General features: G+C 64.1%; 27 protein-coding genes. 11 read left to right on the forward strand and 16 right to left on the reverse strand.

Features of this window, described 5'->3' with window-relative positions; translation table 11 throughout:
• Window positions 1–17 precede the first annotated feature (17 nt).
• Genes fliP through fliF form a run of 4 tightly spaced genes read right to left on the reverse strand, consistent with a single transcriptional unit; the run spans window position 18 to window position 3,193 of the window.
• Window positions 18–743 carry a flagellar type III secretion system pore protein FliP gene (gene fliP / locus EYB42_RS10765; protein ID WP_167850993.1) on the reverse strand — a complete coding sequence of 242 codons (726 nt, stop codon included), beginning with the start codon at window positions 741–743 and terminating at the stop codon, window positions 18–20.
• Window positions 740–1,009 carry a FliM/FliN family flagellar motor switch protein gene (locus tag EYB42_RS10770; protein ID WP_135450112.1) on the reverse strand — a complete coding sequence of 90 codons (270 nt, stop codon included), beginning with the start codon at window positions 1,007–1,009 and terminating at the stop codon, window positions 740–742. The genes fliP and EYB42_RS10770 overlap by 4 nt, the downstream gene beginning before the upstream one ends.
• Entirely contained in the window at window positions 1,002–1,604 is a 603-nt protein-coding gene (locus EYB42_RS10775) for a flagellar biosynthesis protein (RefSeq protein ID WP_240784104.1), read from the reverse strand. The genes EYB42_RS10770 and EYB42_RS10775 overlap by 8 nt, the downstream gene beginning before the upstream one ends.
• A complete protein-coding gene (gene fliF / locus EYB42_RS10780) occupies window positions 1,601–3,193 on the reverse strand; it encodes a flagellar basal-body MS-ring/collar protein FliF (RefSeq protein WP_135450113.1) in 1,593 nt (530 codons plus the stop codon). Before fliF ends, EYB42_RS10775 begins: the two co-directional genes overlap by 4 nt.
• A gap of 102 nt (window positions 3,194–3,295) precedes the next feature.
• Here fliF and EYB42_RS10785 point away from each other — a divergent pair, with 102 nt between their 5' ends.
• The 10 genes from EYB42_RS10785 to EYB42_RS10830 all read left to right on the forward strand — a co-directional run bounded on the left by EYB42_RS10785 (window position 3,296) and on the right by EYB42_RS10830 (window position 12,807).
• The gene (locus tag EYB42_RS10785) at window positions 3,296–3,787 is read left to right on the forward strand and encodes a flagellar basal body-associated FliL family protein (protein WP_135450193.1); all 492 of its coding nucleotides are present in this window, start codon (window positions 3,296–3,298) and stop codon (window positions 3,785–3,787) included.
• A gap of 9 nt (window positions 3,788–3,796) precedes the next feature.
• Window positions 3,797–4,195 carry a hypothetical protein gene (locus EYB42_RS10790; protein WP_135450114.1) on the forward strand — a complete coding sequence of 133 codons (399 nt, stop codon included), beginning with the start codon at window positions 3,797–3,799 and terminating at the stop codon, window positions 4,193–4,195.
• Window positions 4,192–4,746, forward strand: coding sequence for a MotE family protein (locus EYB42_RS10795; RefSeq protein WP_135450115.1), 555 nt, complete (start codon window positions 4,192–4,194; stop codon window positions 4,744–4,746). Before EYB42_RS10790 ends, EYB42_RS10795 begins: the two co-directional genes overlap by 4 nt.
• A 63-nt stretch (window positions 4,747–4,809) precedes the next feature.
• Entirely contained in the window at window positions 4,810–5,679 is an 870-nt protein-coding gene (motA, locus tag EYB42_RS10800; RefSeq protein WP_135450116.1) for a flagellar motor stator protein MotA, read from the forward strand.
• On the forward strand, window positions 5,676–7,802 hold the full coding sequence (locus EYB42_RS10805; protein ID WP_135450117.1) for a hypothetical protein: 2,127 nt from the start codon (window positions 5,676–5,678) through the stop codon (window positions 7,800–7,802). Before motA ends, EYB42_RS10805 begins: the two co-directional genes overlap by 4 nt.
• Window positions 7,803–7,877: 75 nt before the next feature.
• Window positions 7,878–8,534: a lysozyme family protein gene (locus EYB42_RS10810; RefSeq protein ID WP_135450118.1), complete on the forward strand. Its 657-nt coding sequence runs from the start codon at window positions 7,878–7,880 to the stop codon at window positions 8,532–8,534.
• A 1-nt stretch (window position 8,535) separates the two neighbouring features.
• Complete coding sequence (gene flhA / locus EYB42_RS10815; protein ID WP_135450119.1) at window positions 8,536–10,611, forward strand: flagellar biosynthesis protein FlhA; 2,076 nt, start codon at window positions 8,536–8,538, stop codon at window positions 10,609–10,611.
• Entirely contained in the window at window positions 10,608–11,390 is a 783-nt protein-coding gene (locus EYB42_RS10820) for a flagellar biosynthetic protein FliR (RefSeq protein ID WP_135450120.1), read from the forward strand. Before flhA ends, EYB42_RS10820 begins: the two co-directional genes overlap by 4 nt.
• Complete coding sequence (gene flhB / locus EYB42_RS10825; protein ID WP_135450121.1) at window positions 11,387–12,469, forward strand: flagellar type III secretion system protein FlhB; 1,083 nt, start codon at window positions 11,387–11,389, stop codon at window positions 12,467–12,469. Before EYB42_RS10820 ends, flhB begins: the two co-directional genes overlap by 4 nt.
• Window positions 12,466–12,807, forward strand: a complete 342-nt coding sequence (locus tag EYB42_RS10830) for a hypothetical protein (protein WP_135450122.1) — start codon at window positions 12,466–12,468, stop codon at window positions 12,805–12,807. The genes flhB and EYB42_RS10830 overlap by 4 nt, the downstream gene beginning before the upstream one ends.
• Before the next feature lie 15 nt (window positions 12,808–12,822).
• Here the strand turns inward: EYB42_RS10830 and EYB42_RS10835 are convergent, their stop codons facing one another.
• From EYB42_RS10835 to EYB42_RS10875, 9 genes are all read right to left on the reverse strand, one after another.
• Window positions 12,823–13,209, reverse strand: coding sequence for a flagellar basal body-associated FliL family protein (locus tag EYB42_RS10835; protein WP_346763308.1), 387 nt, complete (start codon window positions 13,207–13,209; stop codon window positions 12,823–12,825).
• A gap of 122 nt (window positions 13,210–13,331) precedes the next feature.
• Complete coding sequence (gene flgH / locus EYB42_RS10840) at window positions 13,332–14,051, reverse strand: flagellar basal body L-ring protein FlgH (protein ID WP_135450194.1); 720 nt, start codon at window positions 14,049–14,051, stop codon at window positions 13,332–13,334.
• A 4-nt stretch (window positions 14,052–14,055) separates the two neighbouring features.
• Window positions 14,056–14,475: a flagellar basal body P-ring formation chaperone FlgA gene (gene flgA / locus EYB42_RS10845; protein ID WP_135450124.1), complete on the reverse strand. Its 420-nt coding sequence runs from the start codon at window positions 14,473–14,475 to the stop codon at window positions 14,056–14,058.
• Window positions 14,475–15,260, reverse strand: coding sequence for a flagellar basal-body rod protein FlgG (flgG, locus tag EYB42_RS10850; protein WP_135450125.1), 786 nt, complete (start codon window positions 15,258–15,260; stop codon window positions 14,475–14,477). The genes flgA and flgG overlap by 1 nt, the downstream gene beginning before the upstream one ends.
• Before the next feature lie 9 nt (window positions 15,261–15,269).
• Window positions 15,270–15,977 carry a flagellar hook-basal body complex protein gene (locus EYB42_RS10855; RefSeq protein WP_135450126.1) on the reverse strand — a complete coding sequence of 236 codons (708 nt, stop codon included), beginning with the start codon at window positions 15,975–15,977 and terminating at the stop codon, window positions 15,270–15,272.
• A gap of 3 nt (window positions 15,978–15,980) precedes the next feature.
• A complete protein-coding gene (locus EYB42_RS10860; RefSeq protein WP_135450127.1) occupies window positions 15,981–16,247 on the reverse strand; it encodes a flagellar biosynthetic protein FliQ in 267 nt (88 codons plus the stop codon).
• Window positions 16,244–16,534, reverse strand: coding sequence for a flagellar hook-basal body complex protein FliE (fliE, locus tag EYB42_RS10865; RefSeq protein WP_135450128.1), 291 nt, complete (start codon window positions 16,532–16,534; stop codon window positions 16,244–16,246). The genes EYB42_RS10860 and fliE overlap by 4 nt, the downstream gene beginning before the upstream one ends.
• A gap of 12 nt (window positions 16,535–16,546) precedes the next feature.
• Window positions 16,547–16,930: a flagellar basal body rod protein FlgC gene (flgC, locus tag EYB42_RS10870; RefSeq protein ID WP_135450129.1), complete on the reverse strand. Its 384-nt coding sequence runs from the start codon at window positions 16,928–16,930 to the stop codon at window positions 16,547–16,549.
• A gap of 10 nt (window positions 16,931–16,940) precedes the next feature.
• Window positions 16,941–17,324, reverse strand: a complete 384-nt coding sequence (locus EYB42_RS10875) for a FlgB family protein (protein WP_135450130.1) — start codon at window positions 17,322–17,324, stop codon at window positions 16,941–16,943.
• Window positions 17,325–17,408: 84 nt separating this feature from the next.
• On the opposite strand from EYB42_RS10875, the gene EYB42_RS10880 reads away from it, so the two are divergent.
• Window positions 17,409–18,719 (forward strand): FliI/YscN family ATPase, encoded by a 1,311-nt coding sequence (locus tag EYB42_RS10880; RefSeq protein ID WP_135450131.1) that lies wholly within the window; start codon window positions 17,409–17,411, stop codon window positions 18,717–18,719.
• Window positions 18,720–18,927: 208 nt separating this feature from the next.
• On the opposite strand, the gene EYB42_RS10885 is transcribed toward EYB42_RS10880, so the two are convergent.
• The 3 genes from EYB42_RS10885 to flaF all read right to left on the reverse strand — a co-directional run bounded on the left by EYB42_RS10885 (window position 18,928) and on the right by flaF (window position 20,491).
• The gene (locus EYB42_RS10885) at window positions 18,928–19,632 is read right to left on the reverse strand and encodes a DUF1217 domain-containing protein (RefSeq protein WP_240784106.1); all 705 of its coding nucleotides are present in this window, start codon (window positions 19,630–19,632) and stop codon (window positions 18,928–18,930) included.
• Window positions 19,633–19,715: 83 nt separating this feature from the next.
• On the reverse strand, window positions 19,716–20,123 hold the full coding sequence (gene flbT, locus EYB42_RS10890) for a flagellar biosynthesis repressor FlbT (protein ID WP_135450133.1): 408 nt from the start codon (window positions 20,121–20,123) through the stop codon (window positions 19,716–19,718).
• Window positions 20,120–20,491 carry a flagellar biosynthesis regulator FlaF gene (gene flaF, locus EYB42_RS10895; protein WP_135450134.1) on the reverse strand — a complete coding sequence of 124 codons (372 nt, stop codon included), beginning with the start codon at window positions 20,489–20,491 and terminating at the stop codon, window positions 20,120–20,122. The genes flbT and flaF overlap by 4 nt, the downstream gene beginning before the upstream one ends.
• Window positions 20,492–20,504 lie beyond the last annotated feature (13 nt).

The raw sequence follows: 20,504 nt of genomic DNA on the forward strand, positions 1-20,504 counted from the left end.
ACCTGTCCCCGACGAGCTCAGGAATAGCTGCGCACCAGCGCCCCGGTGACCAGCGCCCACCCGTCGGCGACCACGAAGAAGGCCAGCTTGAACGGAAGCGCCACCACGGCGGGCGGCACCATCATCATGCCCATCGACATCAGGACGGCGGCAACGACGAGATCGATGATCAGGAAGGGAAGGAAGATCATGAAGCCGATCTCGAATGCCCTCTGGATCTCAGACAGCATGAAGGACGGCACCAGCAGCGACAGTGGAGCATCGGCGGGGGCCGGGGGGGCGTTCAGGAAGCGCAGGTCCGCCAGGGTCAGAAGGGTTTCCGGATCCACCCGCTGCGCCATGAACTCGCGGAAGGGCAGGATTGCCGCCTCCAGCGCGGGCCCGAGGGCCATCTGCCCCCTGGTCATGGGTTCGATCCCGGTTACCCAGGCCCGGGTGAAGACCGGATCCATCACATACCAGGTCAGGAACATCGCCAGGCTGACAATGAGCATGTTCGGCGGTGCCTGCTGCAGGCCGAGGGCTTGGCGCAGGATCGACAGCACCGTGACGATGAAGGGGAAGCAGGTGACCATCACGGCCAGCCCCGGCGCGATCGACAGGACGGTGATCAGAAGCAGAAGCTGCACCGACCGCATGGAGAGAGTGTCCCCGTCTCCGCCCAGGTCGATTGCCAGCCGCTGCGCCAGGGCCGGTCCTGCCGTCAGGACAAGGATCAGCGCAAGGGGCAGGCCACGGGTCACAGTCCACCGCGCGGATTGGCTACTTCGGTCAGGCGGACGGCAAGTTGACCGGCGTTCTCTCCCTCGAGTTCCGTAAGCTCGCCCCGGGCGATCAGCCGGTCACCGACATAGAGTTCCACCGGGTCATCGACCCTGCGGTCGAGCTGCAGGATGGCATCCCTGGAAAGTCGCAGAAGGTCGCGCACCAGCGGTCGGGCCCGACCGACCGAGATCGTCACCTCGATCGGCACCTGGCTGAAGGGATTGGTATCGGGAAGATCATCCATGAGTATTGCCTCGACTGGACAGGGTGAAGAAGTCCCGCACGGCGGCGGAGATGTCGGTCGTGACCTGGGCAAGGTCGACCTTCGCTTCAGTCGTACCGAGGCGGATGTAGACCTGCCCTTCGGATAGCGACGGTTCCTCTTCCATCTTCATGGGCAATCCCGTTTCCCCGGCGACAAGCGCTTCCACCCGCTCGCGGTCGGCGGCATTCAGAACCAGGGTGATCGGGCCGTCGGCCAATTCCTCGACCATGGGGGTGAGAGCCTCCAGCACCATGGGGCCCAGAGCGGCGCGTGCGACCGCGGGCAGGAGACTGTTCGTCATCTCCAGGATCAGCGGACGAACCGCCTGAAGCCCATGGTTGCGGGCGTCATGGAAGGTGAAGGCGAGGCTTTGCAGGTTCCTGGCCAGATCAGACCGGATCTGTGCCTGATCGCCCATCTGGGCGGCGATGGCATCATCCCATCCGGCACAGTAGCCCTGTTCGAAGGCCGCGACCCTTGTTTCCTCCAGAAGACTGGCCTCGACCAGCGGACGTTCCTCTCCGTCCGGTGACAGTGCCGTGTCGAAGACCTCCAGCCGTAGCCCTGCCATCATGCGGGCTCCTCTGCGTCTTCCATCCAGCTGCGCAGAATCTCGATCGATTCGGTCTGGCGGGCTTCGATGAGCCGGCGAAGACGTGTTGCAGGATCCAGCCCGCTTCTGTCAGTGTCGGTTTCCGGATCCTCCTGGCTGTCATGGAGAGGGCCGGAAGCAACCTCACCCTCCAGCATGGCGCCGCCAAGGTCTTGTGCAGGCGGCAGGGCAAGGGCGGTTTCGGGGGACGAAAGGGCGGGACGGCGGGCGCTGATCAGGACCGGCCGAATCACGAACAGGCCGAGGATCAGCGCGACCATGGCCAGAACGCCCGTCTGGACCAGCGACAGGAGGTCGAGCGGACCCATCCGCTGGAGGATCCCGGCGCTGGCAATGCTGCCTTCATCTGCCGCGGGCTGTTGAAATTCGAGAGACTTGATCGTCAGCACGTCGCCGCGGGACTCGTCCAGTCCCACAGCCGCCGCAACGAGTTCGCGCAGCGCCGCAAGTTCCTCTTCCGGGCGTGGGGCCCAGCTGCGGCTGCCATCGGCGGCGGTGCTCACGACGCCGTCCACCATCACTGCAACCGTCATCCGCCGGATCGCGCCGGGGGAGCGCAGGACTTCGCGCTGCGTCTCGGATACTTCGTAGTTCACCCGCTCGCGGGTTTCGGACGACTGACTTTTCCCTTCACCGCCGGATGAGGCATCACCTTCGGGCAGGTTCGAGGCAACGGTGATCTCTCCTCCGGGCTCGGTCGATGAACCGCTGCGCTCTTCGGTCTCGGAGGAAATGGCGACACGGCCCTGTGGATCGAACACCCGCTCCCTGATCGATTCCCGTTCCGAGACAAGGTCGACTGCCACCTCGACCACGGCCCTGCCATTGCCCACGCGCGCCGCAAGCAGGCGTTCGACATTTCCCTTGATCGCGGCCGCCCGGCCGGCAGCATCGGTGCCCGGCATGTCCTCTCCTTCCGGGCTGCCGATCAGGCCGGCAACCGTGTCGATGATCTGAACGGCGTCGGGCTGCATTCCGGAAACTGCACTGGCCACCAGGTGACGTATCGCGCGGGCCTGCGCTTCGCCAAGCGTGCCGACCGTCGTTGTCAGGGTGACAGAAGCGGACGCCTTGCTTTCCTGCTGAAAGGGTCGGGAGGGGGCACTGGCAATATGGACGCGGGCCGCCTTGATCTGCGGCATGGCCAGCAGGGTTCTTGCAAGCTCTCCCTCTTTCGCGCGCCAGTAGGCGGCATCGAACATCTGAGAGGTCGTTCCGAAGCCCGACAGGGTATCCAGAAGCTCATAGCCGCCCCCGCCGACCCGCGGCAGGCCTTCGGCGGCCAACGCCATGCGCAGGCTGTCGCGCTGCGTTGCGTCAACGAAGATCGAATTGCCCCGCACCTCATGCAGGACGTTGCGCTGATCCAGCTGGGCCACAACTTCGCCTGCTGCCGCAGGCTCAAGCCCGGCGTAAAGCAGCGCCATATCCGTCCGCCCTGCAAGCCGGCTCAGGGCAAGGATGGCGCCGAACATGGCAAGCGTCGCGCCGATGATGATGAGCCTGCGGCGCAGGTCCAGGGATGACCATGTGGCAAGCAAGTTCTGCAAGGCGATTCTCCGCTTCCGGCGTTTCTGCCGGCGTCCCAGGAATGACGGAGGGCGCTTAACAATCAGTTAGTGACCTCGGCCTATGCTGCGCCTGTCCCGAAGATGGAGGGCGGCGTGGCAACCTTGGATACAGGGCTGAACGAAGCGGGTGCGAAGCGGTCGAAGCGACCGCTTCTGATCGGGCTGGCGCTGGCACTGCTGCTTGCGGGCGGCGGGTTCCATGCCACCTGGTCCGGATGGGTTCTGTCCGGCGGGAAACAGGGCACGGCCATTGCGGCACCCGGGCCACTGACTGGCATCGCCTTCGTCCCGCTCGAGACGATGGTCATCTCCCTCGGCCCGAAGGCGGGCAGTCGCTATCTGCGCTTCACGGCCCAGGTCGAGGTGCCGGAAATGGCCTCGGCCGACGTGATGGCACTGAAGCCGCGCATTCTGGATGTGCTCAACAGTTACCTCAGGGCCATCGACACGGCCCTGATCGAAGATCCGCGCGCCATGGCGCGCCTGCGCGCACAGATGCTGCGCCGCGTCCAGGTTGTTGCCGGGGAAGGGCGCGTGCGCGACCTGCTGATTACCGAATTCGTGCTGAATTAGGCGGAAAAGATGGACCTTATCGCGGATATCCTGCTTGTGGCGGGCTCTTTCGGGGCCGCGCTTTACTGCCATGTGCTTTCGACGCGGCTAAGGCGTTTTGCCGCTCTTGAAAGCGGCATGGGGGGTGCGATTGCGGTGCTGTCGGCGCAGGTCGACGACATGACCCTTGCCCTGGAAAAGGCGCGTGGGGCAGCGAACGCCTCGGCCGAGGGGCTGGATGCGCTTACCGCCAGGGGTGAGGCGGTGGCACGCCGGCTGGAGCTGCTGGTCGCGTCGCTGCACGACCTGCCAGAGCCAACTATCTTGCCAACCGGCCCCTCGGCCCCCGTTGACCCACCTGCGGAGGAACGCCGCCTGCGTCTTGTCCGGCGGCGCCCGGCCAGACCACACCTCGAGGTCGCGGAATGAGCCGCAGGACAGGCCGCGGGGTGCTGTTCATCGTCGCGATGCTCTTTGCGGCGTCGGGGGCGCTGCGCCTGGGGTCTGGTGTGGGCGCAGCCCTGGCCCGTGCCGAAGACCCGGCAGCTTCCGCCGCTGAACCCGCCGCCTGCGAACGCCCTGCTGCACTGGCCGAGGCTCTGACGCAGCGCGAGGGCCGGCTTGCCGTCCGCGAGGCCGCCTTGAATGACAGGCAGGCGGCCCTCGCCCTGGCCGATGCCGTCATCGCCGAACGACTGGCCCAGCTGGAGGCGATGGAGGCAGAACTGCGTGCGACGCTGGCCCTGGCCGACGGGGCGGCCGAGGCCGACATCCAGAAGCTGACCGCAGTCTACCAGGCAATGAAGCCGAAGGACGCGGCCGCCCTGTTCGAGGCGATGTCGCCCGAATTTGCTGCCGGTTTCCTTGGCCGGATGCCCCCCGATTCGGCTGCCGCCATCCTTTCGGGCATGTCGGCAGAAGCCGCCTACGGTGTCAGTGTGATCGTGGCCGGCCGCAACGCGGCGGCGCCAAGGGACTAGGGGTTGGTGACATAGTCTTAATACCCCGCCCGCATAGTCGATTCAGTCTGCACAGGGGTCGAAATGCTCGGTCTGGTCGGGATCGCCGTCATTCTCGTCATGGTTTTCGGTGGCTACGCGCTGGCCGGGGGCAAGTTGGGGATCATCCTGAAGGCGCTGCCGTTCGAGATGATCATGATCGGGGGGGCTGCCGTCGGGGCCTTTCTGATTTCGAACGACATGGCGTCGGTGAAACACACGCTCAGGGATGTGGGCAAGGTCTTCCGGGGACCGAAATGGAAACCTGACGACTACCGCGATCTGCTATGTCTGCTGTTCGAACTGCTCCGTCTTGCGCGTGCGAATCCGGTCGCGCTGGAGGAACATGTCGAATCTCCCGGGACATCGGGGATCTTCGGAAGATACCCACGCATCCGGAACGATCAGGAGGCGATGGATCTCATCTGCGACACCCTGCGTGCCGCCTCCATGAACTATGACGATCCCCACCAGGTCGAGGAGGTTCTGGACAAGCGGATGGAGGCAATCCTGCAGCGCGCGATGCATTCAAGCCATGCGTTGCAGACGGTGGCAGATGGCTTGCCGGCCCTCGGCATCGTCGCGGCCGTGCTCGGTGTGATCAAGACCATGGGGTCGATCGACCAGCCACCCGAGGTTCTCGGCAAGATGATCGGGGGTGCCCTGGTCGGAACCTTTCTCGGCGTCTTCCTGGCCTACGGTCTGATGGGGCCATTCGCATCCCGCGTCCGAGCCGTTGTCGAGGAGGACATACATTTCTACCAGCTGATCCGTGAGGTTCTGGTTGCCAACCTGCATCGCCACCCGGCCAACATCTGCATCGAGGTTGGCCGGCAGAATACCCCGCATCACGTCCGCCCCGGCTTCGGGGCACTGGAGGAGGCCATGCGCAACCTGAGGCAGGATGCCGCATGATCCTGCTTTCGCTGATCCTCATGCTTTTTCTGACGATTCCTGCGGATGCCGAAACGGCGCGTGTCCTGTCGGGCGAACATGCCGACTTCACGCGCCTCGTGGTGCAGTTGCCAGCGCAAGCAGGCTGGAGGGTCGGTCGGACGCCACTTGGCTATGCCTTCGCCACGGAAAACCGGAAGCAGCCGGATTATGACCTGGCGCATGTCTGGGATCGAATACCCCGCAAGCGGCTACAGGCGTTGCGTGCGGATCCCGAAACAGGGATCCTGGAAATGACGCTCGCCTGTGAGTGCCATCTGTTTCCCTTCGAATACCAGCCGGGAGTTATCGTCCTCGACATCCGGAGCGGACCACCGCCCGAGGGATCGGTCTTTGAAGCCCCTTTTTCCGACTTTGCATTCTTGCGCGACGTGAAACCGGGGTCCGACCCGGGGGCTCCTGTGACGTTCGACTGGCTGGACGCCCGCAACGGCGGCGCGGCAGGAGCGCATCGCTATGCCGGACTGACGTTTGCCCGCGAGAAGACCTTGCTGGAACCGCTTCGCGCCGAACTTCTCGAACAGATCAGCCGCGGTGCCGCCGCAGGGGTCGTCGACATGCGACTGTCTGGCACGCCAGCAGGAGCAATGGTCAGTGAGGGTGATCCGGACCTGGCCCGGATCCGGCTTGGCGAAATGCCGGGCCTTGACGTTCTGGATCCGAATGCCCCTCGCACCAACATGCAACCGGATGGCAGCCCCTGCCTTGCGGATGCAGACCTTGCCATTGGCAACTGGGGTGCGGGCCGCGCGGCCCTCGACCTGCTGGCAGAGGCTCGGACAGGGCTTTTCGGCGAATTCGATGCTGTCCGGCCCGAGGCAGTGCTGAATTCGGTTCGGCTGCATCTTTACCTGGGCTTCGGGGCCGAGGCACGACAGTACGCCACTCTGGCCACCGGCCTGGGTGACGAGCTGCGGCTGCTTGTCTCGATCACGCGACTTGTCGATGGCGACCCCGATCCAGAGGCACCGTTCGCGCCCATGCTTGCCTGCGATGGCGCTGCCGCATTCTGGGCGGCGCTTGCCCATGATCGTCTGCCGGCTGGATCCATGGTGAATATAGATGCTGTGGTCAGGACATTTCTTGGATTGCCGCCGCATCTGCGCAGCCTGTTCGGACCACGCCTGGCCTTGCTTCTCATCGATCTTGACGCTGAAGCGGCAAGGAGGATCCGAAACGCGATGGAGCGGACGCCGCATGTCCCTGCCCAGGCAGTGTCGCTCCTTGATGCGCGGATGGAACTTCAGGCCGATCATCCCGAAAGGGCCCGGTTTCATGCCGAAGCCGCCCTGTCGGATCCAAGGCATGAGGTTGATGCTCTTGTCGCCCTCGTCGAAGCGCATTTCCTTGAGCTGCGGCCCATTCCGGGCAGTGTTGTCGAACGGGTTCAGTCACTGCAGGGGCAGACCGGAAACAACAGTAGCCTTGCCCGTGCAGTGGCCCTGTCGTTCGCGCTATCCGGCAGGTTCGACGAAGCCTTCGCGATCGCAGAGCCCGGGGCGATGACCGCAGACATATGGCGTGTTCTTGCCGCGATTGGCGATGACGACGATCTTCTCGTGCATGCAGTCCGCCCTGCGCCTCTGCCGTCGGTAAAGGCAGATGTCGCCCTTTCTGTTGCGAAAAGACTACAGGTCCTGGGCTTCCCGGATGCCGCGCTTGTCTGGCTGGGGCCGATCGGCCCGGATGCGCCCACCGAATACAGGCTTGTTGCGGCGGCGGCCGAACTGGCCAGGGGTGATGCAGGGCGGGCGCTGCAGCATCTCGCAACGCTTGAGGGCCAGACGGCTGGCGACCTGCGGGCGGCTGCCCAAACCAGGCTTGGTTTCCTGGACGCCGCCAGAACCTCGTTGCAGAAGGCTGGTAGATCCGGGGATGCGCAGCGCCTCTCCCTCTGGGCTGAGGACTGGAATGCCGTTGCGGCCGCCGCGACCGAGCCGTGGTCTGCGGCAGCCGCCATGGCACAGGCTGCCATACCCGAGGGCGGGCCGCTCGCCCGGGGTGCGGCACTGCTGAACTCCAGTTCGGCAACACGGGCAGCCCTGACTGCACTTCTCGGTGCTGTTCCGCCTCCTTCCCCCTGACTTCGATAACCGGATGGCAAGATTCGCGCCCTAGCCTGCAGGCAGGACGACAGAAGGTCGAAGACGAGGACAGGAATGGCTTCGCAGGTGTTCCTCCGCAGCGTGCTCATTGTGGTTCTGCCGATTGCGATGGTGCCAGCCAGCGGCAAGATCGACCCGGCGCAACTCTGCCTTGATGCGGCCCGGTTGGCTGCCCGGCGAACCGACGTGCCCTTTGACGTCCTGCTCGCCGTATCCATCGTGGAGACCGGACGAAACCTTCGCCCCTGGCCCTGGACGGTGAATCTGGCTGGCGCAGGCCACTGGCTTGACAGCGCGCAGGAGGCCGAGGCCCTGGTACAGGAGGCGCTGGCGCAAGGCGCGGGCAACATCGACCTTGGCTGCTTCCAATTGAATTATCGTTGGCATGGACAGTCATTCCGGTCCGTTGCTGACATGCTGGACCCTGTTCCGAACGCGCTTTACGCCGCCGAGTTTCTGGCGCGCCATCATGAAGTGACCGAGGATTGGTCGCTTGCGGCTGCTGCCTATCACTCGGCGACACCCGAACTGGCCGACCGCTATCGCGCCAGGTTCGAGAGCGTCCGCGCTTCGTTCACAGGCACGCCGCTGTTACCCGAGATTTCCGGGCGGACGAACCGGTTTCCTCTGTTTGTCGCCGGCACGGACGGCCGGAATGGGTCAATCGTTCCCGTCACTGCGGGCGGCATCCGCCTGATCGGAGGGCCCTGAGATGCATCTCTTGCCCGGTCTGCGCCGCATGTTCCGGCCCACGATCCTTCTTGCGCTGGGCCTGATGGCAATCGTTGTGATGATGATCCTGCCGATCCCGGCCTGGATGCTGGACATCGGGCTGGCCGTCTCGTTCGCTCTTGCCATCCTGATGCTGACGGTCACCCTCTTCATCGACCGCCCGCTGGACTTCTCTGCCTTCCCGACAATCCTTCTGGCCTCGCTTCTGTTGCGGCTTGCGCTGAATGTCTCTTCCACCAAGCTGATCATCGCCGAGGGCCACACCGGCCCGGATGCCGCCGGACACGTCATTGCCGGATTTGCCGATTTCATCATGGGCGGCAACCTGATCCTGGGGCTGGTGATCTTCGTTGTCCTGCTGATCATCAACTTCATCGTCATCACCAAGGGCGCCGGGCGCATGGCCGAGGTCGGCGCCCGCTTCGCGCTGGACGGAATGCCGGGGCGCCAGCTTGCAATCGATGCGGACCTTTCGGCCGGGGCGATCGATCACTCCGAAGCGAAACGCCGGCGTGAGCAGGAGCTGGCCGAGACCACCTTCTTCGGCTCGCTCGACGGCGCGTCGAAATTCGTCAAGGGCGATGCGATTGCAGGCCTGATGATCACGGGACTGAACATCCTGGTCGGGCTGGTTGTCGGCCTTGCAATGCATGGGCTGGATATCGCAACCGCGTTCCGAACCTACACGATCCTGACCGTCGGCGATGGCCTCGTCAGCCAGATCCCAGCGGTCATCATCTCTGTGGCGGCGGCGCTTCTGCTGGCCAAGGGTAATCAGAAGGGTGCGGCGGATGTTTCGTTCTTCACCCAGCTTGGCAGCCATCCGGCGGCACTTGGCACGGTCGCCGCGCTGATGGCGCTTTTCGCTGTCGTGCCTGGTATGCCCTTCATTCCGTTCATGCTTGCGGCCGCCGCGCTGGGCGGCATGGCCTATCTGCGCACCCGGAAGTCCGCCGAAACGCCAGAGGCAGGCCCGACCTTCCAGGAGCCGGCGCATCAGAGATCGATGGGGGATGTGCTGGATTTCGACGACATCCATATCGAATTCGCCCCGAACCTTGTGGCCATGGTTCTTGATCCGGCGACGGGGCTGGACGGGCGTATCACCAACATGCGCAACCACGTGGCTTTGGCCTTCGGTCTGATCCTGCCCGAGATTCGCCTGACGGATCAGGCCGCACTTTCGCCCGGCCAGTATCGGATCCGGCTTCAGGGTGTCGAACGAGTGTCGGGTACGTTGTACCCTGACAGGGTGCTCGTGCTTATCGCGGATGGTGTTACAGCCCCCGACGGCATCGACGTGAAAGAGCCCGTCTATGGCGCGCCGGCCCGCTGGATCCGGCCAGATCAGCAAGAAGATGTGGCGCTGTCCGGCCTTACGGTTGTCTCGCCGACCGAGGTTCTGGCGACACACCTGCTGGAAGTGTTGAAGGCCAACCTGTCACGGCTGCTTTCCTTGCGCGCGCTTCGGCGATTGCTGGACGAATTTGTCCGGCTTTCCGACCCGGTCCGGGCCGAGGCGAACCGCAGGTTGCTTGACGAACTGATGCCTGACAGGGTTCCGGTGGACCTTCTGCATGCCGTGCTGCGCCTTCTTCTGGAGGAAAGGGTCTCGATCCGGAACCTGCCCCTGATCCTCGAGGCAGTGGCAGAGGCGCGTCAGCTTGCGGTGCCGGAGGCGATCTGTGAACACGTCCGCCAGCGGCTTGGATTCCAGATCGTGGCCGAACTCAAGCGGCCCGACGGAACAGTGCCGTTGATCCAGTTGGCGCCAGAGTGGGAGAAGACCTTTTCCACCTACCAGATCGACGGCGACCGTGGCCCGCGTGACGTGGCCTTGCCCCCGGAAATCTTTGCAAAACTGGCGAATGGTCTGGCTGACCGGGTGAACCGCGCGGCCGAAACCGGCGTCTATCCCGCGCTGGTAACCTCGGTCACCCGTCGACGTTTCCTGAAGACCGTGGTGCAGGCCAGGGGCTTGCAGATGCCTGTCCTGTCCTACGAGGAAATCGGAACAGAGGCGCGGCCTGCGCTTCTTGGGCAGGTGGCGGCATGAGCGGCCTGATCGAGGAGCTGTCTTCCCTGCTTTCCCTGATCGACGGGGTCGCCTGGGCGGCGGTTCTGGTGTTCATCCGGATCGGAGCGATGATCGCATTCATGCCGGGCCTTGGGGAACCGGCTGTGCCGACGCGAGTCAAGCTGGCGCTGATCCTTGCGTTCACACTTGTCCTGGCCCCGGCCCTTGCCGAAACGATATCCCGCAGCGGCCCGGCGCCTTCCCTTTTTCCCCTTGCGGGCGAAGCAGTTGCCGGCCTGATCCTGGGTATCGGGATGCGGCTTTTCCTTCTGGCCCTGCTCACCGCAGCGGGACTCATCGCCCAAGCGTCCACCCTGTCGCAGCTTTTTCCCAATGCTGCGCCGGAGCCGCAGCCGGCAATCGGCAACCTGCTTGTCATCGCCGGCGTCGCCCTGGCCCTGGCAGCCGGGCTGCATGTCCGGGCGGCAGAACTTGCCCTGCTTTCCTATGATGTCCTGCCTGCGGGCGGCTATTTGGATGCGCGCGCAGTGGCAGACTGGAACCTCTCACTTGTCAGTCGAACCTTTGCGCTGGGCTTTTCCCTTGCTGCCCCTTTTGTCGTGGCGTCGACGATCTACAACCTGGCCCTTGGGGCAATCAACCGGGCCATGCCGCATCTCATGGTCGCAATGGTCGGGGCACCGGCCCTCACCCTGGGCGCAATTGCGCTTCTTGCGGTATCGGCGCCGATCCTGCTGGCCTACTGGTTGCAGCTTTTCGAGGCCTACCTTTCCGATCCGTTCGGCCCGCCGCCATGAACGCGGAAGAGAGCGATAGCGAGGAAAAGGAATTCGAAGCCTCGCCGCAGAGGTTGGAGGAGGCCCGGAAGAAGGGTGACATTCCCCGCTCGACCGATCTTCTCATGGCGGCCGGGATCGCGGGCCTTCTCTTGTCTCTCGTCGCGCTGGGTGGATGGGTGGTGCGCCGCTCGGGCACGGCTGGAATGGTGTTTCTTGATCAGGCTGACCGTTTGTCGCGGCTGATGTTTGCCGGGGCAGGCGAATTGTATGGCGGCATCCTGCTTTCCTTTGCAGGGCCGCCGCTTGCACTTCTGTTGCTGCCGCCAGTGCTGGTGCTGGTGGTGGCTGTCGCGACACGCGCCCTTGTGGTGACCCCGAGTCATCTTGCACCGAAGCTGTCCCGCATCTCGCTGATCGCAGGCGCAAGAAAGAAATTCGGCGTCGAAGGTCTTGCCGAATTCGGGAAGAGCGCGTTGAAGCTCATCCTTGTCGCGGCAATTCTGTACCATTTCCTTGCCGGTCGCATCGAGAAGGTTCTCGCCACCCTTTTTCTGGATCCCGGGTCATCGATGGCCTTCCTTCGGCAGCTGGTGATCGAGTTCCTTTTCATTCTTCTGCTCGTCACCGTCACGCTGGGCGGGGTGGATCTTCTTTGGCAGCACCACCGCCATCGCAGGCGCAATCGGATGTCGCGCAAGGAAATGATGGATGAACACAAGGAAAATGAGGGTGATCCGCATCTCAAATCGGCCCGGCGCCAGCGCGCGCAGGCGGTTGCCACAAACCGGATGCTGGTCGATGTTGCGACGGCGGATGTGGTGGTGGTGAACCCCACTCACTTCGCCGTTGCCCTGCGTTGGGACAGGAAGTGCGGTGCCGCGCCGGTCTGCGTGGCCAAGGGCGTGGACGAGATCGCCCTGGTCATCCGGTCACAAGCGGCCCGGCACGGCGTGCCGGTTCACAGCGATCCGCCGGCGGCGCGCGCCATATACGCCACTGTCGAGATCGGGCAGCAAATCCGGCCCGAACACTACCGTGCTGTTGCCGCGGCGATCCGCTTTGCCGATGCCATGCGTCAGAAGGCACGCCGGCAATGAACCGCAGAAGCGATCTGGCGCGCCTTCAGAAGCTGTCGCAACTGATACTGGACCAGCGCCTGGCGAAACTGCGCGAAACGGCCGATCTGCGCGACAGGACAAGGATGCAGATCATGTCACTCGATCAATCCGCCAAGACTGCGGACCTGCCGACTGTCACGGTCAACCAGGTTGCCCTGCGCTACGAACTTTGGGCGGATGCACAGCGCACCGAGCTTAATGCCATTCTTGCACGACAGACAGTCGACTGGCTGGACGCACGCGATCGGGCCTTGGCCGCGTTCGGTCGGCTTGAGGCTCTGCGCGGTCTCAACCGGAATGCAGAGGGAGAAAGCTAGGCGAGGATCAGATCATCAGCTGTCTTGCCGGGCGATGTCGGTGATCAGAACGCTGCGGACGATCGGGCCAAGCACCATGGCTGCGGCTTCGCCCAGGTTTTCACGCAGTACAACAAGGTTCGATCCGTCAGTGAACGAGCCGCTGAAACCGCCGACATTGGCATGATCGAACATCACCTGCAGAAATGCGTCGCGAAGTTTCGGCTCGCGCAGATGGATGGCCTCCGCTTGGCCCGGCAGGATCTCAAGTGACAGAGAAAGGACGACCATTGATGCGACGCGGCCCTTCTCGATGACAGGTATGACGAACTGGTTGCTCAGCTTGACATATTCCGCCACGGTCCCGTCATCTGTCCTGACGTTGGAGTCACCTGCTTTATGGCCTGTCGCTGTGGCCTCCATGTGGCGCTCGCTGCTGTCGGTCTCTGGCCTTTGCGGCGCCGGGCGTAGTGCAAGCCCGGCGCCTAGGCCGGCGCCCAGACCGATCATTGCCAGAAGGACGGGCAGGAATTTCCGTAGCATGATCAGAAGGGCAGAATGATGTCTGCAGCCTGCTGGCCATAAGTTGGCTGCTGGACATCGCTTATCTGCCCGCGCCCGCCATAGGAAATGCGCGCCCCTGCGATCTTGTCATAGGTGATCTCGTTCTGTCGCGAGATGTCGTTGGGCCGCACGAAGCCGGTCACGAACAGCTCTCGCATTTCGTAGTTCACGCGCACCTCCTGCTGGCCCTCGATGCGCAGTACGCCGTTGGGCAGCACCTCGACCACGGTGGCGGCAAGCCGCAAGGTCAGTTGTTCCTTTCGGCTGACCGATCCTGCCCCCTTGAATGTCGAAGAAGACCGCGTCTCGAAGGCATCGGCCAAGTCTGCGCTGTCGGGCAGGCGTGCATCGATCCGTTGCGGGATGCCGAAGAACTCCGGCAGGCCCGATTTCTGCGAGCCGCTGCGGTTGCGTCCGGTGGCATTCGAGATCGAGGCACTTTCGTCGATTTCGATCACCACGGTCAGGATGTCGCCCCGACGTGCAGCGCGGCGGTCACCCAGAAGCGATTCGGTCCCTCCCGCCCACAGCGACGAGCCGTCCGATGGCGTTGCAGCAGCCAGATCTTCGGGCAGGGTCGCGGAATACATTGCATAATGCTGGCTGGTGCCCGTAATGGCCGAAAATTCGGGGGCGCGGCCGACCTGGCTCAGCTTCCCGCAACCCGAGACGACCAGTGTCAGCAAAAGAGCGGATCGCAGCATTTCAGTCATTCCATCCGACATAGACCGCACCGTCCGGACCGATCCGGCCAGTGACAGTGGTGCGAGAGCCAAGGTTCATGATCCGGATCACGTCGCCTGCCGACCCGCGGGCAAGTGCCCGGCCTTCCGTCGATATTGCAAGCGCGCCCGACAGGTAGATCAGCGGCACCACCTGGTTGCGGTCCACCAGAGCGGGAGGCCCGATGTCACCGGCGCGCACCGGCCGTCCGGCATGGATCGCCACGCGCGCCTCACGGCCGACGGCATCGGCCGGGTTGGCCAAGGCACCGGGAATATGGGCATCGACAATAGTCAGATCATCCGGGCTGATCAGCGCACGTGCCCGGATCGTCCGCGTGGCGACCACGCTATCTGCAAGGGCGGGTGATGCCGCCAGAAGCAGGGCAAGCACGCCCCTCATCAGCGCACCTGGGTGGTCGCGCCGAGCATCTGGTCGGCAGCGGTGATTACCTTGGCGTTCAGCTCATAGCCGCGCTGGGCCTTGATCAGCTCTGTCACCTCGCGCACTGCGTCCACCGAACTGGCTTCGAGATAGCCCTGCCGCAGTGTGCCCAATCCCTGCTGTCCGGGCGCGGCCGATAGCGCAGGGCCGGAAGCGGGGGTTTCAAGGAACTGGTTCGATCCTATCGCCTCCAGACCCTTCTCGTTGGTGAAGGATGATAGTGTCAACTGTCCCAGAAGTTCGGGCTCCACCCTGTCGGCGAAATCGGCCCAGACCTCTCCGCCGGGGGTGATGGTCAGGCCTCGTGCGTCAGAGGGAATGGTGATACCTGGGACGACCGGATAGCCTTCCGAAGTCACGATCTGACCGTCGGCTGAACGTTTCAGCGCTCCGTCGCGGGTGTATGCGGTCTGACCCGACGGCAGTTGCACCTCGAAATAGCCGTTGCCGTCGATCGCAACGTCAAGATCGCCGCCGGTCGCGTCCAGTGACCCTTGTCCCGGGACCACCGAGACCGAGGCCGGGCGAACCCCCAGACCGATCTGTATGCCGGTCGGCAGCATGGAACCGTCCGCAGCCGAGACGCTGCCCGGTCGCGCCATCTGCTGGTAATGCAGGTCGGCAAAGTCGGCGCGACGGGGGTTGTAGCCCGTGGTCGACATGTTGGCGAGGTTGTTCGCCACCACATCCACCTTCATCTGCTGCGCCGACATTCCGGTGGCTGCGATGTGAAGTGCCTTCATCCCAATCTCCTATCGGCCCAGCGTCTGGACCACGCTGCGGACCAGCTCATCTTCGGCTTCCAAGAACTTCTGCCCCAGTTCGTAGGCACGCTGCACTTCGATCATCCGGGCGATTTCCGACATCGGCTCGACGTTGCTTTCCTCCAGCATGCCCTGCATGATCGCGCCGCCCTCAACCGGCTGCAGCGCCCCGCCGTCGAAAAGCGTGCCGGACTGGTGCCGCAGGGCGAGGGGATCGGCAGGCCGCCAGAGGCCGATCTGCGCTATGGGCTGGCCGTCTGCCGAAAGCGTGCCGTCATGCGCGATGGTCACCTTGGCGTCCGGCGGGACAATGACCGGTGCGCCCACGGCATCAAGCAGGCGATGGTTATCGGGGGTGACCAGCTCGCCTTCAGGGTTGAGCGCGAAGGAACCGGCGCGCGTCAGTCTTTCGCCCTGCGGTGTCTGGACTAGAAAGAACCCATCGCCCTGGATGGCAAGGTCGAACGCCCCGCCAGTCATGGTCAGCGTCGCCTGGCGCAGGTCGACGTGCCGTCCGCTGGCATGGGCCATGGACAACGACGGATCCCGATTCAGCGCCGCGACATGTTCGGAAAACACCACACCCTCGCGCCGGAAACCGGTGGTGGAGCTGTTGGCGATATTGTTGGCCACCACCCCCATCTCGCGCATCAGGCCCGACTGGCGCGTCAGTGTGACATAGAGCGCCGCATCCATGGTTCAGCCCCCCGCGATCTGCGGCACGATCGTGCCCCGGAAGAAGGCCACCAGCGTCGAGGTCATGAAGCTCATCGAGGCCCAGAACACGACCAGCATCAGGGCAGCCTTCGGCACGAATGTCAGCGTCATCTCCTGGATCGAGGTCAACGCCTGGAACAGGCCCACAACAACGCCGGCAACCAGAGCCACTGTCAGCAGCGGTGCCGAGATCAGGACGGCGGTCCACAGACCCTGACGCATCACGTCAAAGATTGCGGCCTCGGTCATACCGGCATCCTCAGGATTTCCTGGTAGGCCTCGACTACCCGGTCGCGAACCGTGGCAACCGTTTCTACCGCCAACTGCGACGAGGCCAGCGCCTGAACCAGGGCATGCGGATCGGCGCCCCCTGACATCGCCGCGCGGGCGGTCGACTCGTGCTCCTGCAACGCGCCCATGAAGGTGTCTGCCAGTTTCGCCAGGCCATGGGCCGCTTCCCCCGTCTTCGATTGCGGTGCGGCGGCTGTGCGGGCGTTGGCATATGCCTGGCTGACGAAAGAGGTTTTCACATCCATGCTGCATCTTCCCTATCGGCGCAGAAGGTCGAACAGGCTTTGCGTCATCTGACGTGCCTGGTCGAACATCCTGAGGTTTGCCTCGTAGCTGCGTTGCGCTTCGCGAGCGTCGGAAATTTCGATCACCAGATCGACGTTCGATCCGTCGTAGTGACCGGTCTCATCGGCCAATGGATGGCCAGGATCATAGATTTTGGGCAGGTCGCTCTGGTCCAGACGCACCCGCCCGGGTTCGACCAGGCCAGTGTCCATCGCCTGGCGGAAGGTCACGACCTTGCGGTGATAGCCGGGCGTATCGGCATTGGCGATGTTCTCCGATACATGACGCAGGCGCATCGCCTGCGCCTCCATCCCTGCGGCCGCAAAGGAAAGCGAGCTGTTCAGATCGTTCCCCATGTGCGGCCCCCTATCGCGACCGGCCAAGGCTGGCGCGGATCACGTCCGACGTCGCCCGATAGATCGCAAGCGCCATGTCGTGGCTTTGCCGCACCTCGACGGACTTCACCATCTCACCTTCGAGCGAGACCGTGTTCCCGTTCGGCGACTCGCGGCCAGGAGCTGTCTGGGGAGTCAGGGCAAAGTTCCCTGCAGGGGTCCGCAAGTGCCCCGGCCGCGTGGCCCGCATTTCCCCGCCTTCGGAGGCAAGGACGCTGGCGAAACTCGGCAGATCCTGCGCCTTGTAGCCCGGCGTATCGGCATGCGCGATGTTTCTTGCGATCACCGCCATCCGCGCCCCGGAGTGCGCGGCAAGCGCCTGAGCCATGCGGGCAAGTTCCAGTTTTTCGAACATCGGGGCTTCTCCCTCGACCTGTTTCACCAAGGCTTAAGGGTGATTCCTTTAGAAACAATTGAGGGCGAACAAACGGAGAATCCGGTGTCAGGGTTGTTCGATGGCCTTCTGGCCGAAACTGCCGGAAGCGTGCCGGTTCGAATGGTGGGCCGCGTGGCGGAAACCCGTCGCGGCCTGGTGCAGGTGGCTGGTCTTCGGGGGGCGGCCATCGGAGACCACGTTGTGATCCACAGCCGCGACGGGATTTCCCAAGGCGAGGTTCTGCGCCTCAGCCCAGGCCTGTGCACCGTTCTGCCCGCCACGACAGGAGAGGGGATGGCGATCGGCGACCGGGTTGAGCTGGTCGGAAGCGCTGCCATCGCGCCAGACGACAGCTGGATCGGCCGGATCGTCGATCCGTCGGGCCGGCCCCTTGACGGTCGCCCCCTGCTGCGGGGCCGCGCTTCCCGGCCCCTGTGCGCACCGGCGCCCGCCGCGGCGACGCGGCGTCGCCTGGGTGAAAGGCTGTCAACGGGGATCGCGGTCTTCGACACGCTGCTGCCTCTGGTCCGTGGCCAGCGGATCGGACTTTTCGCGGGCTCGGGGGTTGGCAAGTCTTCTCTTCTGGCGCGGTTCGCTCGTGGGGTGGAGGCGGACATGGCGGTCATCGCGCTGGTCGGTGAACGAGGACGCGAGCTGCGCGAGTTCACGGAGCGCGTCCTCGGCCCCGATGGCATGGCGCGAAGCGTGGTTGTCGCCGCAACGTCCGACCAGTCCCCCCTGATGCGGCGGAAGTGTGCGCTTGCGGCCATGGTTGTGGCCGAGCATTTCCGTGATCAGGGCTTGCACGTCCTGCTGCTAGTGGATTCCGTCACCCGCTTTGCCGAGGCGCATCGCGAAGTGGCTCTGGCTGGAGGCGAAGAGGCATCCTTGCGCGGCTATCCCGCCTCTCTCACCCAGGCGATCATGGGCCTGGCCGAGCGGGCCGGTCCCGGCCCCGAGGGGGCAGGGGATATCACGGCGGTCTTTTCCGTTCTTGTGGCCGGCTCCGACATGGAGGAGCCGGTGGCCGATATCCTGCGCGGGGTGCTGGATGGCCATGTGGTTCTGGATCGTCGAATTGCCGAACGGGGCCGATTTCCGGCCATCGATCTCTTGCGGTCAGTCAGCCGGTCGTTGCCCGATGCGGCCACCGAGGCAGAAAACGACCTGATCGGCGATGCCCGGCGCCTGCTGGGGGCCTACGACCGGGCAGAACTGATGATCCAGGCCGGGCTTTATGCTGCCGGAACCGACCCTGTGATCGACCGCGCGATCAGGCTGTGGCCTGCGCTGGATCACTTCCTGGCCGAAGCCGCCCCGGCCGGAGGGCCGGCGGAAAGTTTCGCGCGCCTGCGTGCCCTGCTTGCCGAGTGATTCAGACAATCCGGGCTGACCGGCCGTTTCCCAGGGCACGGGCCGCCCTGTCGGCTGGAAGCATCAGGCACGCCGGCGGTGGGCCCGATTGCAAGGGCCGTGCTGGCGCCACGCAACCGATTTCCGGGTGAGACGTTACACCCGATGCGTTTCGCATCGGGCTGTCCGGGGGCCGGAGCCGTGCGATCCATGGTCAAAGCCCGCAGCCTCAACGACGCATGAGCATCAGCGCGATGGCAGCCAGGGACGAGCTTGCCTGCTGTTCCTGCACCTGGGCGCCCAAGTGAAAGCGTCGGATCAGCGATTCAAGCCTGGCAGGATCACTGAACTGGCTTACAGTCGATGCGCCGAAGACCGCCCGCATCTTGTCGCGAAGGGTTGTGACCTGCTGGTCGATGTCGATTGCCGCAAGGCTATTGGGCAGGCCGAGTGCCTTTTGCACCACTTCGCGCAAAGGCGGGCTGCCCAGGATCGTATACCATTTCGCGGTCTCGCTGCCGGACCGGGAGGCAATCTCGGGCAATTCGCGCTCTGCATGCAGGGCCAGGCGGAAGGCATTGTTCTGTTCGCCTACTGCCGCCTCGAAGCTGCGGCTGCGATACTGGGCAAAGATCTCGTCAGGAAAGGTGGAGATTCTTGTGCGTGGCACCGGGAAATCGCCGAAGCCGAAAGCCGCGCAAAGCTTATGGTACTGCTTGTTGGCCAGCCGGTTCGCAAGACTGCCTTCCCGCAGGGTTCCCCCTTCAAGCACCTGCCTGATGAAGGCACGATTGTTCACGTCGCCTTCAAGCCCGAATGCGGTCAGGGCAATCTGCAAGAGCCGCCTGTCAGAGACCAGTTGCTCAGCCGTCTCGATCTTGCCGATCCGGTCGCGAAAATAGGCTTCATCCCGCTTTAGGACGGGTGAAGCCAACTGTGCCGCCTGCTGACGCTGCAGCGTCCTCTTTAGGAAACCCCAGCCGCCATAGCCGGACATCGGCAATAATGGCTGGAAGCTCATGGTCGTGCCGAAGCGACCAGCAGTCGCTCTTCCCTGGGTAGCAGGCTGCGAAGCGCCTTCAGTGCCTGGTAATGCTGATCTTCAAGAACCGCGCGGCTGGCCAGGGCCAGTTGGGTGCGGCTGTCATTGTCGGTCAGGGCCTGACTGAGATGTTCGATCCCGCGAAGGAGCTGCAGCCGGGCCTCGGCCGGATCGGCATCGCCCGACAATACAAGCTGCGCGATGTAGCACACGCGACGGACCGGAGTGTTGACCTCACCCGGATGGATGGCGTCGCGCAGTCGAAGGATATTGGCATTCGGGGTCATGATGGCCAGACGCGACCTCTTTTCCCCATTCTTCACTACGGCGCCATTGATCAGCACCCGTTCATGCGGCCCGAGTTTCAGCACGAGGCCGGTCATGTCGTGCCCCCCGCTCCTCGCAGGCCGCGCATCACGGCCGTGTTGATTTCGGTCAGGACAGCGACACTGGCCTTGCCGTCCAGCACAGATCGGCTGTGCCGGCTGGCAAACTCGTAAAGATAGAACAGTCTCGCCCGCAGTGCCGCGGGCAAATTGTTTCCGGGAAGTGCCACATCGGCGGCAAGCGCGGACCAGAGTTGCAGGTTATCGGTCACGGCGCGCACAAGGCCGGGAAAATCGGCCTCGCGGTTCGACCAGGCAGAATGCAGCCGACGGGTGATCTGTGCCAGTAGATCGTATTCGACCGATCGGTGCGAACGCGTAGGTGCTTCCTGATGAGCATATGCGATTGGGGCTTGATGGGACATCGGGGTTCCGTCG

It is taken from the genome of Tabrizicola caldifontis (genome assembly GCF_004762095.1).
Lineage (GTDB): Bacteria > Pseudomonadota > Alphaproteobacteria > Rhodobacterales > Rhodobacteraceae > Tabrizicola > Tabrizicola caldifontis.

Bases quoted from the DNA above. Each gene is read 5' to 3' on its own strand.
- fliE (WP_135450128.1), bottom strand. From the start codon at position 16,534: ATGGATGTGAAAACCTCTTTCGTCAGCCAGGCATATGCCAACGCCCGC.
- EYB42_RS10820 (WP_135450120.1), top strand. From the start codon at position 10,608: ATGAGCGGCCTGATCGAGGAGCTGTCTTCCCTGCTTTCCCTGATCGAC.
- EYB42_RS10810 (WP_135450118.1), top strand. From the start codon at position 7,878: ATGGCTTCGCAGGTGTTCCTCCGCAGCGTGCTCATTGTGGTTCTGCCG.
- EYB42_RS10785 (WP_135450193.1), top strand. From the start codon at position 3,296: ATGGAGGGCGGCGTGGCAACCTTGGATACAGGGCTGAACGAAGCGGGT.
- EYB42_RS10860 (WP_135450127.1), bottom strand. From the start codon at position 16,247: ATGACCGAGGCCGCAATCTTTGACGTGATGCGTCAGGGTCTGTGGACC.
- flgC (WP_135450129.1), bottom strand. From the start codon at position 16,930: ATGGGGAACGATCTGAACAGCTCGCTTTCCTTTGCGGCCGCAGGGATG.
- flhB (WP_135450121.1), top strand. From the start codon at position 11,387: ATGAACGCGGAAGAGAGCGATAGCGAGGAAAAGGAATTCGAAGCCTCG.
- EYB42_RS10805 (WP_135450117.1), top strand. From the start codon at position 5,676: ATGATCCTGCTTTCGCTGATCCTCATGCTTTTTCTGACGATTCCTGCG.
- EYB42_RS10775 (WP_240784104.1), bottom strand. From the start codon at position 1,604: ATGATGGCAGGGCTACGGCTGGAGGTCTTCGACACGGCACTGTCACCG.
- flgA (WP_135450124.1), bottom strand. From the start codon at position 14,475: ATGAGGGGCGTGCTTGCCCTGCTTCTGGCGGCATCACCCGCCCTTGCA.
- flhA (WP_135450119.1), top strand. From the start codon at position 8,536: ATGCATCTCTTGCCCGGTCTGCGCCGCATGTTCCGGCCCACGATCCTT.
- motA (WP_135450116.1), top strand. From the start codon at position 4,810: ATGCTCGGTCTGGTCGGGATCGCCGTCATTCTCGTCATGGTTTTCGGT.
- EYB42_RS10835 (WP_346763308.1), bottom strand. From the start codon at position 13,209: ATGGAGGCCACAGCGACAGGCCATAAAGCAGGTGACTCCAACGTCAGG.
- EYB42_RS10790 (WP_135450114.1), top strand. From the start codon at position 3,797: ATGGACCTTATCGCGGATATCCTGCTTGTGGCGGGCTCTTTCGGGGCC.
- EYB42_RS10875 (WP_135450130.1), bottom strand. From the start codon at position 17,324: ATGTTCGAAAAACTGGAACTTGCCCGCATGGCTCAGGCGCTTGCCGCG.
- EYB42_RS10795 (WP_135450115.1), top strand. From the start codon at position 4,192: ATGAGCCGCAGGACAGGCCGCGGGGTGCTGTTCATCGTCGCGATGCTC.
- EYB42_RS10830 (WP_135450122.1), top strand. From the start codon at position 12,466: ATGAACCGCAGAAGCGATCTGGCGCGCCTTCAGAAGCTGTCGCAACTG.
- flgG (WP_135450125.1), bottom strand. From the start codon at position 15,260: ATGAAGGCACTTCACATCGCAGCCACCGGAATGTCGGCGCAGCAGATG.
- flbT (WP_135450133.1), bottom strand. From the start codon at position 20,123: ATGACCGGCCTCGTGCTGAAACTCGGGCCGCATGAACGGGTGCTGATC.
- flaF (WP_135450134.1), bottom strand. From the start codon at position 20,491: ATGTCCCATCAAGCCCCAATCGCATATGCTCATCAGGAAGCACCTACG.
- EYB42_RS10770 (WP_135450112.1), bottom strand. From the start codon at position 1,009: ATGGATGATCTTCCCGATACCAATCCCTTCAGCCAGGTGCCGATCGAG.
- EYB42_RS10855 (WP_135450126.1), bottom strand. From the start codon at position 15,977: ATGGATGCGGCGCTCTATGTCACACTGACGCGCCAGTCGGGCCTGATG.